General features: G+C 51.5%; 11 protein-coding genes. 4 read left to right on the top strand and 7 right to left on the bottom strand.

Annotated features, from left to right (window positions below; genetic code table 11):
• Positions 1-62 precede the first annotated feature (62 nt).
• The 4 genes from JI741_RS10805 (at position 63) to JI741_RS10790 (ending at position 4,113) form a co-directional block, all read left to right on the top strand.
• Positions 63-698, top strand: coding sequence for a hypothetical protein (locus JI741_RS10805; RefSeq protein WP_202009096.1), 636 nt, complete (start codon positions 63-65; stop codon positions 696-698).
• A 9-nt stretch (positions 699-707) separates the two neighbouring features.
• Entirely contained in the window at positions 708-2,504 is a 1,797-nt protein-coding gene (locus tag JI741_RS10800) for an ABC transporter ATP-binding protein (protein WP_202009094.1), read from the top strand.
• A 25-nt stretch (positions 2,505-2,529) separates the two neighbouring features.
• Positions 2,530-2,946: a Fur family transcriptional regulator gene (locus tag JI741_RS10795; RefSeq protein ID WP_202009934.1), complete on the top strand. Its 417-nt coding sequence runs from the start codon at positions 2,530-2,532 to the stop codon at positions 2,944-2,946.
• A 186-nt stretch (positions 2,947-3,132) separates the two neighbouring features.
• The gene (locus tag JI741_RS10790; RefSeq protein WP_369411753.1) at positions 3,133-4,113 is read left to right on the top strand and encodes a TerC family protein; all 981 of its coding nucleotides are present in this window, start codon (positions 3,133-3,135) and stop codon (positions 4,111-4,113) included.
• A 5-nt stretch (positions 4,114-4,118) separates the two neighbouring features.
• On the opposite strand, the gene JI741_RS10785 is transcribed toward JI741_RS10790, so the two are convergent.
• The 7 genes from JI741_RS10785 to JI741_RS10755 all read right to left on the bottom strand — a co-directional run bounded on the left by JI741_RS10785 (position 4,119) and on the right by JI741_RS10755 (position 11,926).
• The gene (locus JI741_RS10785) at positions 4,119-5,414 is read right to left on the bottom strand and encodes a hypothetical protein (RefSeq protein ID WP_236675995.1); all 1,296 of its coding nucleotides are present in this window, start codon (positions 5,412-5,414) and stop codon (positions 4,119-4,121) included.
• Positions 5,415-5,456: 42 nt separating this feature from the next.
• On the bottom strand, positions 5,457-5,969 hold the full coding sequence (purE, locus tag JI741_RS10780; protein ID WP_202009083.1) for a 5-(carboxyamino)imidazole ribonucleotide mutase: 513 nt from the start codon (positions 5,967-5,969) through the stop codon (positions 5,457-5,459).
• Between the two features lie 5 nt (positions 5,970-5,974).
• The gene (locus JI741_RS10775) at positions 5,975-7,114 is read right to left on the bottom strand and encodes a 5-(carboxyamino)imidazole ribonucleotide synthase (protein ID WP_202009081.1); all 1,140 of its coding nucleotides are present in this window, start codon (positions 7,112-7,114) and stop codon (positions 5,975-5,977) included.
• Positions 7,115-7,216: 102 nt separating this feature from the next.
• Positions 7,217-9,151, bottom strand: a complete 1,935-nt coding sequence (locus JI741_RS10770; protein WP_202009079.1) for a peptidylprolyl isomerase — start codon at positions 9,149-9,151, stop codon at positions 7,217-7,219.
• A complete protein-coding gene (locus JI741_RS10765) occupies positions 9,148-9,531 on the bottom strand; it encodes a hypothetical protein (RefSeq protein WP_202009078.1) in 384 nt (127 codons plus the stop codon). Before JI741_RS10765 ends, JI741_RS10770 begins: the two co-directional genes overlap by 4 nt.
• A 41-nt stretch (positions 9,532-9,572) precedes the next feature.
• Complete coding sequence (gene feoB, locus JI741_RS10760; protein ID WP_202009077.1) at positions 9,573-11,693, bottom strand: ferrous iron transport protein B; 2,121 nt, start codon at positions 11,691-11,693, stop codon at positions 9,573-9,575.
• Positions 11,693-11,926 (bottom strand): FeoA family protein, encoded by a 234-nt coding sequence (locus JI741_RS10755; RefSeq protein ID WP_202009076.1) that lies wholly within the window; start codon positions 11,924-11,926, stop codon positions 11,693-11,695. Before JI741_RS10755 ends, feoB begins: the two co-directional genes overlap by 1 nt.
• Between the last annotated feature and the right edge of the window lie 130 nt (positions 11,927-12,056).

Below are 12,056 nucleotides of genomic sequence, written 5' to 3'. Positions count from 1 at the left end.
AACATTTCATTCCCCGGAGGCGAACTCCGGGGAATGAATGGTTTTTGAATAAACACAATTGTTTGGAGATTTCTTTTGTGATCGTTAAGAAAACACATGTGATGCTTGCCGCAGGGTTTCTTCTGACCACCCTGGTCTCGTGCGAGCAAAAGGCAGCCGAGACCACCGGCATGCTCTACAACATCGACAGCCTTTTGTCGGTGCAGGCGCAATATCTTGTTCAAAGCAATGCAAGTCTGCAAAAGGTGTCTGTGCTGGGGAATGACGAAAAGAAAGCCGTAGTGAAGCCGAAAGATTCCCTCGCCTGGGAAAATGAGCTCAACATTTTCAGAGAAGTGGAAAGCGTGAACAAACCGCTGAATCAGAGATATTACACCATCGAACGTTTTTCGGACCCCAGGAGCAACCTGTTGGTGAAGGCCTTCACCGAAAAAAAAGATCCCAACACACAGTTTTCACCGCCGGTGAAATATCTGCGCATATACTACCACGGAACCATGGCCAACGTTCGGAAAATTGAAGCCGGCTACGAAGAAGAAAACGCCCTTTACAAAAGCAATCATTTGCTGACCCTTCAATTTCAGGAAGTCTACAATAAAACAGTGCTCACATCCTACTTCATAGGAGGAGGCCAGAAAATGTTTCTGGGCGACTCGGTTGCCTACACCATCCAGGCTTCTGTTACCATACCACATTAAAATATCAGAATGGCGAAAAGAGAACGAGGGGAAGCATTGAGCCCGGAAGACAAACGACCCATCAACAAAAAAACAATGGCACAGCTTGCCGGAATTTTCCGGTTTGTGTGGCCCTATAAAATTCCGTTTGCCATCGGCCTGCTGTGTCTGGCCTTTTCCACGGGCACCATTCTGGCATTTCCGTTCATGGCCGGCAAGCTGCTCGACATTGCCAATGGCAAGCCGGTGCCCTATTTCACCACCATAGGTCAGGTAGCCCTGGCGTTGGTGGCCATCCTGGCGTTGCAGGCGCTCTTCTCCTTCACGCGGGTCTACACCTTTTCGTTGGTGAGCGAAAAGTCGCTGGCCGATGTGCGCAAAACCGTCTACCAAAAAATTATCTGGCTGCCCATGCGGTTTTTCGACTCGCGCAGAGTGGGCGAGCTCATGAGCCGGATCACGTCCGACGTCTCCACACTCAACGACTTGTTGTCGTTCACGCTGGCCGAAATGATGCGACAGTTGCTCACGCTGATCTTTGGAACGGTGCTGATTTTGTTTCTGACACCCAGCCTCGCCGTGTTCATGCTGCTGACGTTCCCCGTGCTGGTGTTGCTGGTGCTGGTGTTTGGAAAATATATCCGCAAGCTGTCGAAACAAACACAAGACAAGCTGGCCGAGACCAATGTTATTGTGGAGGAATCGCTCCAATCGATATCGGTAGTGAAGGCTTTCACCAACGAGCTTTTCGAGATTGGCCGCTACGTGCGGTCTATGAACGACGTGGTGGCTACAGCCATCCGCACGGCACGCTACCGCGGCATGTTCATTTCGTTTGCCATCTTCACCATGCTGGGCGGCATTGTGGCCGTGGCGTGGTATGGCGCCATGCAGGTGCAAAGCGGGAACATCACCGTGGGCGAGCTCTTCACCTTTGTGCTCTACACAACCTTTATCGGTGCCTCTATCGCCGGTCTGGGCGACATCTATGCCCAGATGCAGCGGGCCATTGGCGCGTCGGAGCGCTTGCTGGAGATTTTGGATGAAAAGGACGAGTCGTCGTCACAAAGCGCGTCAGAAGCGATCAAGCTCCATGGCGAGATTGAATTTCAAAATGTGTGGTTCTCCTATCCCACGCGGCTTGACTATACCGTGCTGAAGGGTCTTGATTTCCGGATAGAGCCGGGCGAAAAAGTTGCCCTGGTTGGCCAGAGCGGTTCGGGCAAGTCCACCATCATCAGCCTGCTCATGCGGTTCTATGCCGTAGAAAAGGGCACGGTGCGTGTTGACGGCACACCGGTAGATCAGTTTAATCTCTCGGCCTATCGCAAAAACATTGGCATCGTTCCGCAGGAGGTAATTCTTTTCGGAGGCACCATCGAAGAAAACATAGCCTATGGCAAACCGGGTGCGTCGCTCGAAGAAGTGAAGGAAGCCGCCCGCAAGGCCAACGCACTGGAATTCATTGAAAGTTTCCCTGAGAAATTCAAGACGGTTGTGGGCGACCGCGGCGTGAAACTTTCGGGAGGTCAGCGTCAGCGTGTGGCCATTGCCCGCGCCATTTTGAAAGATCCGGCCATCCTCATCCTCGACGAAGCCACCAGCTCGCTCGATGCCCACGCCGAAGTGCTGGTGCAGGAAGCCCTGGAGAAACTGATGGAAGGACGCACCTCGATAATTATAGCACACCGCCTGAGCACCATTAAAAAAGTTGACCGTATCTTTGTGATCAAGGAAGGCACACTGGCGGAAGTGGGCTCGCACACCGAGCTGACCAAACTGAACAACGGCATTTATAACAACCTGCTGAAACTTCAGCTTCAATAAAACCCCCGGGTGCCGGGCAATGGTTATGAACAATGGCATATCGGATACGCTGCTGAAGAACTTCAACCTTCGCTCCACGCCAAACCGGCAGGAGATACTGCACCTCTTTCTCCGGAAAAACTACGCCCTGTCGCACGGCGACATTGAGAAAGAAATAGACAATGCGCTCGACCGTGTGACCGTTTACCGCACGCTCAAGACGTTTCTGGACAAAGGCCTTATCCACAAAGTGCTCGACGACGAGGGGAGCCTGAAATATGCGCTTTGCAACGAAGCCTGCACCACCGCAGGCCACCACCACGACCATGTGCATTTCAAGTGTACGAAATGTGGCCAAACCAACTGTTTGAATGTGGAAGTTCCACTGGTGAAGCTCCCCAAGGGATACCGGGCCACCGAAACCAACCTGCTGATTCAGGGCGTTTGTGAGCGCTGTGCCTGAAAATTGCCCACGAAGTTTGAGGGCCAGGAGGTTCTTTTCGAATTCCTTTAGGATAAATCAGCCGTGTAAGTTTTTGGGATTAAAATATATTTGTAGTTTTGAAATCCACAGATTCCATAGACTGTGATTTTTTGATGTTTTTAGGCTTGAAATAACCGGTTAATATCCTCCTCCTTGCTATCATTGGTGAACATACTTCTATTTTCCCTCTTTAGAAATCAAAGCGAAAGGGAGACTATTCTGTTTGGCATTTTCGCGCTTATCATCATCGTTTTCCTGATTTTGGACCTCGGTCTGTTGCATAAGCAAGCCCATAAGATTTCCACGAAATCGGCGCTCTATCAGTCCATCTTCTGGGTGATCGTGTCCACCCTCTTCGGATTCTTCATTTACAAATACGACGAAAGCGGTGCCGACGGCGCGGTAGAATACTTCTCGGCCTACCTCACCGAATACGCACTTTCGGTCGATAACATCTTTGTGATCCTGCTCATTCTGAAATATTTCCAGGTGAAGGAGGAATATTATCACAAAACGCTTTTCTGGGGCATCCTGGGTGCACTGGTGTTCCGCGGCATTTTCATTTTTGTGGGCGCGCTGCTCATTCACAAATTCCATTGGATTCTCTACATCTTTGGCGTGTTCCTGATCTATTCGGGTATCCGCATCTATTTTGAAGACGGCGACGAGAAAATTGAACCCGAGAAGAATCCGATTATGCGCATCTGTCGCCGCTACCTGCCCATGACATCGGGCGAATATGGTGGCAGCTTTGTGGTGCGCGAGGGCGGGCGGCTCATGTTCACTCCGTTGTTTCTTGTGATTGTGCTCATCGAAACCACCGATCTTATTTTTGCGGTCGACTCCATCCCCGCAGCATTTGCCATCACCCAAAACGAATTCCTGGTCTACACGTCCAACATCTTTGCTGTGATGGGTTTGCGGGCCATGTTCTTCTTGCTGGCGGGCATCATCGACAAATTCTATCTGTTGCAGAAAGGCCTTTCCATCATCCTTTTCTTCATCGGCGCCAAAATGCTCCTGGAAATTTTCGACATCAACGTGGGCGTCTACACGTCGTTTTCCGTCATCATTGCCACCCTAACATTGTCGATCATCTTCTCGGTGATTGTGCCGCGCAAAGAAACAGAAGGCGAGGAAAGTTAATTTTCTCAGGCCTCCGGTATCCCGTCGGCGAAAAGATTCTTAGGCAGAATTTTTAACAGGATGGGCAGCGTCAGAAAACGCTGTGGCAGCGACACGATCACAAACGTGGGAATAGTTTTCAACACCTGTATCAGCTCCAGCCGCACCTGCTCTTTTTCTTCGAGTGTTAGTTCATTGGAACGTGCCTTGCGCATGAGGTTGAGAATGTGTTCGTTTTCTCGCATCTCCTTAAAAAGCCGGGTCTTATTTTTTTCGGCCACACGGGCCACACGCCTGATAAACTGGTCGCTCACCTGCTGATAGTCTTGTTTGTCTTGCAGGTATTCCAGTTGCTCCCAATGTTCCAGCACAAATCCTTCGATGGCAATCATGCTGTTTTCAAGATCCTCGTCGCTCGAGCCCAGGTAGTGCGTGAAGCGTTTCAGGAAATCAAGCTCGGCCTGCTCCACTTTTTTGTCGGACCAGATAGTGAGAATGGCGACCTCGAGAAAAAACTTTTTTAACAGCCACGAATTTTCTGTGGGCAGGTTGATGTCTTCGATGGCAAATCCTTCTTCAAAAATTTTGTAAGCCTCTTTTCTTTTTTCCGACGACAGGTCGGTGCTTTGAATGAACAGTTCATAAAGCCTTCGTTCTTCAAACACCACTTCTTTGTTAGCATGCGCGGCGGCGGCAATCACTTTCACCACCGAGAACCGAAGCTCTTCGCGTTCGTAGCGAAAAAAATCGGCCACAATGCGATCGGCGTTGGTGTGTATCCACTGGCCATAGATGAACACATCGAGAAAGAGAAGGCTGTTGTGAAAGAAGTAGGACCAGAAGTTGCTTTCGTATTTGCCGGTGTGTTCGATGCGCTTGTCAAGAATTTTTTCGGCCAGCTCGAGCGGCGATTTTTTTCGACCCAACAACGTTTTGGTGGGCGTTGACAGCTCTGGAAAAATATTGTTGTAGAAATTGCCGATGCTCTCCAGTGTTTTGAGAATGACGTCCGAAAGTTCTTCGGCGTTTTTCACGGGCTTGTCGTAGTGGAGAAGCGAACTGCTGATGAGGCTTTCGGCCAGCAGCACTTTCATGCGCTCTTTTTCGTCCCAGTCGTCAACGTCGGGAAGCGACAGTTCGCCAACGGACTGGCCATACATCAGCCCTGTGGGTTGAATAATGCGGTAGAGTGAATGTTCAGGATGTGAAGACTTCCTGCCGTCGCGGGGAGCGGCAATGTCCGTGAGCAGTTCTTTGCGGAAATCAAGGTAGTCTTTCAGCCAGCCTTTGTCGTGTGGTTTCATGCCTGGTGTTCTGCTCAATGAAGATACAGATTTTTCGGGCAATTCAACTCACACGCCTTTTCACAAATTGTCGCGCCAGCCTTTCGATTCGATTTTTTTGGCGGCCGATTCCACTTTTGTTTTCAGCGCGCGCTTAAAGGCATCCAGCTTTTTGCCGATGGCCTTGTCTGAAGCACCCAGAATTTGCGCTGCCAGAATGCCGGCATTGCGCGCGCCGTCTAACGCCACGGTGGCCACTGGCACGCCAGAGGGCATTTGCAGAATAGACAACACCGAATCCCAGCCATCGATGGAGTTCGACGATTTGACAGGCACACCAATGACCGGCAGCGACGTGACAGACGCCACCATGCCCGGCAAATGTGCCGCACCACCCGCACCGGCAATGATGACCCGCAGGCCTTTGCCACGGGCAGCAGTGGCATAGTCAATCATGCGCAGCGGCGTGCGGTGGGCCGACACAACGGTGAGCTCATACGAAATGCCAAGTTCTTCCAACACTTCGGCAGCGTCTTTCATGATCTTCAGATCCGATTGACTGCCCATGATAATTCCAACCAGTGGTTTGCTCATATTTTTCAGGCGATGACTTTTAATGTTTTTTTAACGAAAGCCACTTTCGTTTTCAGTCGTTCCACGTCGGCATCCATCAGCGTGACGTGGCCCATTTTTCGAAACGGTTTTGTGAAGCGCTTGCCATAGAGATGCACGTGCACACCCGAAACCTTCAACACATCTTCAAGGCCTGCATATTTGGCAAGCCCCGTATGTTCCGCTTCGCCGAGCAGGTTCACCATGGCGCTGGGTTGAATCAGCGTGGTGTCGCCCAGGGGCAGGTTTAGAATGGCGCGCAGATGTTGTTCGTATTGCGAGGTCACGTTGGCTTCAATGCTTTGGTGACCGCTGTTGTGCGGGCGTGGTGCCACTTCGTTCACCAGCACTTTTCCGTCTTTGGTCACAAACATTTCCACGGCGAGGAGGCCCACCATTTTCAATTCGTGAATGATGGAGCGTGCAATTTTTTCGGCTTCTTCGGCAATGTGTTGTGGAAGCTCGGCGGGCGCGAACAAATATTCAACAAGGTTGTGAACGGGATGAAAAACCATTTCCACCACGGGAAATGCAGAGATCTCACCGCGTTCGTTGCGCGCTACGATCACCGAAATTTCTTTTTCGAAATCAATGAGTTCTTCCAAAAGCCCGGGCGCATCAAAGGCTTTGTCCAGATCGGCCGGTGTGCGCAGCACCTGCACACCGCGACCGTCGTAGCCTTCGCGTCCCAGCTTGTTGACGGCGGGGAGAAAGTCTTTATTTTTTTTGACATCGGCGGCGTTCTCCACCAGAATGAAATCGGCGGTGGGAATGCCATAGTCGCGATAGAATATTTTTTGCGTGCGTTTGTCCTGGATCAGTTCGATCACTTCGGGTTGTGGGAAAACTTTCTTGCCTTCTTTGGCCAGTGCTTTCAACGCGGCGGTGTTCACGTTTTCAATTTCGATGGTGATCACATCGCAGCCCGCGCCAAACTTCATCACGGTGTCGAAGTCGGTGAGTTTGCCATGGTGAAACTCGGCCAGGGTAGAACACGGCGCGTGATCGTCGGGATCGAGCGTGGCAAAGGGAATGTTGAAGTCTACGCCCGACTGAATGAGCATGCGCCCCAACTGGCCACCGCCCAGAATGCCCAGCTTGAAATTTTGTTCGAAAGAAAGACTCAAAACCTATAGGGATTTAAAGGGCGAAAGTTAACAAGGATCGCCGGATAAACAGACGGGCCCGTGCATTTTATGAAACCCTGGCACCTGCAAGAAACTTACTTGTTAAGGTTTAAGCGCAGGCACCAGCACCACGTCCACAATTTCGTCGCCCACTTCAATGCCGTGAACAACATCCATGCCCTGCTCAACTTCGGCGAAGATGGTGTAGCGGCCATCAAGATGAGGCGTGGGCGAGTGGGTGATGAACCATTGTGTTCCCTCGGTGTCTTTGCCGGCCGAAGCCATGCCGAGGCTGCCGGTGGTGTAGCGCCGTTCCGAAAATTCCGAGCGGATGGAATAGCCTTCGTTGCCCAAACCGTCGCCGCGGTTGCATCCACCCTGCACAACAAAATTAGGCACCACGCGATGAAAGAATTTGTGATTGAAATAGGCTTGCTGCACCAGCGCAATGAAGTTGGCCACCGACCCCGGAGTTTCTTCCACAAAGAACCTGACCGTGACGTCGCCTTTTGAAGTTTTGATGATGGCCTTCTGGTCGCGGGGAATGCGCTTCACCAAAGCCCAGTCGATCGGGTGATTGAATGTGTTCTTTAGCGGCTCCACGTTTTTGCGCCCTTCAAAATAGGCGATCACAGCTTCCAGTGGCTGCAGAGTTTCAATGTCGCGTGGCAGCGAAAGTTTCTTTTTTGCTGTGTACAGAAACGATGTGTCGCGTAGTATTTTTTTATAGCCGAGCGTAGAGTCGCCGAGGGCTTGTGCAACCGTTCCGACAATGCCCGGATCGTTGGTCTGAATGCCGCGCACATAGATGTCGCCAAATGTTTTGGCCAGCGCCGGCGTAAAACCTTTTTGATAGTTCATCGCCACCAGGGCTGCCGCGGCCGCACTGCGCACCACGGGGATGCTGTCGTCAAACATCTGAGCGGCAACAAACCCGTAGCATTTCACGCAATACTGAAGGGCGGAGAGCAGCGCTGCTTTCTGGTAAGGGTTCGACGTGGTGTTGCAGAGTGTCAGAATCTCTTTCTCAACGACGTCGTCGCTTCCCAGGGCCAGCACGGCGTCGTAGAGATTGGCTTGAATGCGCCACGGCTTTGTGATTCGCGCGTGTGCCAGAATCTCTTTTGAATGGTTTGGTGTGAGCGCGCTTTTTATCGCCTCCGATGCCGCGATGCCCACGTTAACATTCTTGTCGGTTAGGGCATCCAGCAGGTAACGCTTTGTGGAATCGAACGAAAATGACTGCAGGGCACGGGCCGCGTTGGCCCGCACGCGATAGTCGTCGTCGTGTTTCAAAATGTTTTGGACGGCCACACGTGCGGCATCGCTTTTTAGTTTCCGCAAGGCCAACGTGGCGGCCATGCGCACCTCGGCATCGCCATGGCTGGCCGAGCGAATGAGGCTGTCCTGGAGCGACTGAAAATTTTTAGCGCCGCGCGAAAAATAGTGTGCCGCAGCCATGCGCACAGAATCCGAAAACTGTTTCCCCAACAAACGCGCAGCATCGTGGTTCACAAGGCTGTCGGTTGCGCCGTTCAGGCCCGCGCGATAGAACGACCAGGCCAGCCCGATGTTGAGCGCTTCGGGCACGGGGGTGGTGGACAGACTCCAGGTCTTCGTCACTTTTCCGTAGGCCTCCAGAATTTCGTTTTGCACGCCAATCACTTTTTCGGAAGCAAAGGCGTTGGCAAGCACGGTTCGACTTTGCAAGGAAGAAGTTTGTCCCAGCGAAAATGCAGCGGCCTTTCGCACATCGCTTGCAGGGTCGCTCATCAAAACGTTTTCTAACCTTGCCACCGACAACGAATCCTGAATAGAGGCAAATGCCAGCACAGCAGCCTTTCTGTATTCGGGGTTTTTATCATCCAGGAAAGCATATAGACCACCGGCGTCGCGCACATCCTGAAACTGCGCGATGGCTACAAAAACCGTATCGGAAAATTTGTTTGCGCCTTGGGGCGATCCGTTTTTTTGACAAGAACTTAAAATGCAGAATAATGAAAGAAGAACGGCCAGGGAATAGACTCCGTGTTTCATGTCAGCATTGTGGGGTTTGATTTGGCATAGTGCACCACATCGTTGAAATCGATGCCTGCCGACTTGATGGAATACAGCAGCAGTCTTATTTCCTTCACATGCACGCGGCCGTCGATTTCGGAGAGGCAGTAGAGTGTGGAAAAGATTTTAAGTTTTTCTTCGTCCGAACATTGCTGCAAATGTTCGAGGCCGATGTCGTAGAGCTCCTTTTCCGATTTATCGCTTTTTGTTTCTTCAAACTCGGCGAGGATGTCGTCGGCGATTTTCTCGTTGGTTTTGATTTTGCACAGAGCTTCCAGTTCTCTCACGTCGGTCACGCCGTCCACACCAATGAGCAGGTGCACAAGGTGGAGTAGTCCCAACTGATAATTTCGGTTCATAGGGCTAGGGAATTCCTAAAGATAGGAATTCTGGCGAAAGATCAGGACAGGATTTGATATACCGCGAAAGCGGAAACATAAGCCAGCACCGTCATGTAGGCCAATTGCAACAGGGGCCATTTCCAGCCTTTGGTTTCGCGTTGCACCACGGCAATGGTGCTCATGCATTGCATAGCAAACGTGTAGAACACCAGCAGCGAAAAGCCCGTGGCCGGTGTGAACCGCGGCCCACCCGTGTCGGGATTCACCTCCGCCTGCATGCGTTCTTTGATGGTGGACGAATCGTCTTCGCTCACACTGCCAATGCTGTAGATCGTGGCCATGGTGCTCACAAAAACTTCGCGTGCTGCAAACGACGTGATGAGCGCGATGCCAATTTTCCAATCAAACCCCAGGGGCTTGATGATGGGTTCTATGCCTTTGCCAATCACACCTGCATAGGAGTGCTCAAGTTTGTAGGCGGCCACCCGGTCTTTGAGACCTTCTTCGGTGAGGCGCATGTTTTTCGATTGCTCCAAAACGTTTTCTTCCGCCTTGCTCATGGCATCGCCGGGTCCATAGCTGGCCAGCACCCAAAGAATAACGGAGATGGCCATAATCACTTTGCCGGCTTCCAGCACAAAGGCCTTTGTTTTTTCAAGAATGGTGTAGCCCACGTTCGACCATTTGGGGATGCGATAGGTGGGAAGCTCCATGATGAGGTAGCTGCGTTCTTTTACGTTGATGAGCAGCTTCATCACAAACGCCGAACCCAACGCCGCCACGAAGCCCAGCAAATACAATCCCATCAAGGCCAGGCCTTGAAGGTTGAAGAAGCCAAGCGCTTTTTCGTCGGGCACAATGAGGGCTACGAGAATGGTGAACACGGGCAACCGTGCCGAGCAGCTCATGAGCGGTGTCACAAAGATGGTGATGGTGCGCTCTTTCCAGTTTTCGATGGTGCGCGTGGCCATGATGGCCGGAATGGCACACGCCACACCCGACATGAGGGGCACTACGCTTTTGCCATTGAGCCCGAACTTGCGCATCACCTTGTCCATGAGAAAAACCACGCGCGCCATGTAGCCCGATTCTTCCAACACCGAAATGAAAGCAAACAAAATGGCGATTTGCGGAATAAAAATCATGATGCCGCCAATGCCCGGAATGATGCCTTCGGCCAACAGGCTGGTGAGCGGACCTTCCGGCAAAATCGAGCCCACAAAACCGGCGAGGCGTGCGAAACCGCTGTCGATAAGATCCATGGGCAACTGCGCCCAGGCAAAAATGGATTGAAAGATCAGAAACAAAAGGCCAAAGAAAATGAGATAGCCCCAAATTTTGTGCGTGAGAATTCGATCGAGCTTCGACGAATTTTTCTTCCAGGAATTGTCGGAGGCCTTCAGCGTGATCTCGTTCAGCAAATCCTGAATGAAGCCGTAGCGCTGAATGGTTTCTGCACCTTGAAATTTTCCGGGGAAGAACTCATGCTTCAAACGAATGGAATTGACCATTTCCTGCTTTTCGGCGCTCAGAAATTTGAGCGACTGCGGTTGTTCCAAAAACTGGTAGGCCTCATAGTCGTTATCTACATTCAGTGCTTCGCGTAGTTCCTGAACAGGTGCCTTGGCGTTTGCCCAGATGCTAAAAATCTGTCTGTCGGGGGGACTGAGAGGTTTGGCCATCAGCTTTTTCAGCTCATCAAGTCCCACACCCTTGCGGGCGTTGATGGGCACCACGGGCACACCCATTTTTTTGGAGAGCGCATTAAAGTCGTAGCTGATGCCCGCCTTGGCTGCCAGGTCCATCATGTTCAACGCCAGAATGGTGGGCAGGCCCATGTCGATGATCTGTGTGAGCAACAAAAACCCACGTTTCAGGTTCGTGCCGTCCACAATCACCACAACTTTGTCGGGCACGGTTGGGGCATGATGGTCGAGCAGGATCTCTGCTACGATTTTTTCGTCGAGGCTGCGCGGATAAATGCTGTAGATGCCGGGAAGGTCAATGATTTCGGCTGAGGTGCCGTCGGGCAACGACGAATGGCCTATCTTCTTTTCGACCGTGACGCCGGGAAAGTTTCCGATTTTTTGATTGAGGCCCGTGAGGTGATTAAAGAGCGAGGATTTCCCTGAGTTAGGGTTGCCAACCAGGGCGATTTTAGGCTTCCGGGAGCTGGTCATCAATTGAGAATTGAAATCGTGGCAGCTTCTTCAAGCCGCAAAGAAAGTTCGTAGCCGGAAACACTGATGCAAACCGGGTCGCCAAACGGGGCGGTGAAGTTGAATCGAACGGCAGCGCCGGGAAGACAACCCATTTCCATAAGCTTCACCGACAAATGGTCGTCTGTGAATCCGGAAACAATGCCCACCTCACCGGGACGCATGTCTGCCACGTTTTTTGAACTGCCCGCCATCTCCTTCTTATTTAGATTTAATTTAAACAAGGCAAATATATGAGCGCTTCCCATGTCAAACAATGATTTGGGTCAGTTTTAACGGTTTGAGGACCACGATCCGGAGCGCTCGTAATCAGACCTTTGGAAG

It is taken from the genome of Chryseolinea lacunae, assembly GCF_016735595.1.
GTDB classification, from domain to species: domain Bacteria; phylum Bacteroidota; class Bacteroidia; order Cytophagales; family Cyclobacteriaceae; genus Chryseolinea; species Chryseolinea lacunae.
Note: the sequence above shows the minus strand (reverse complement) of the source record. Positions and strands in the feature narration are given on the sequence as shown.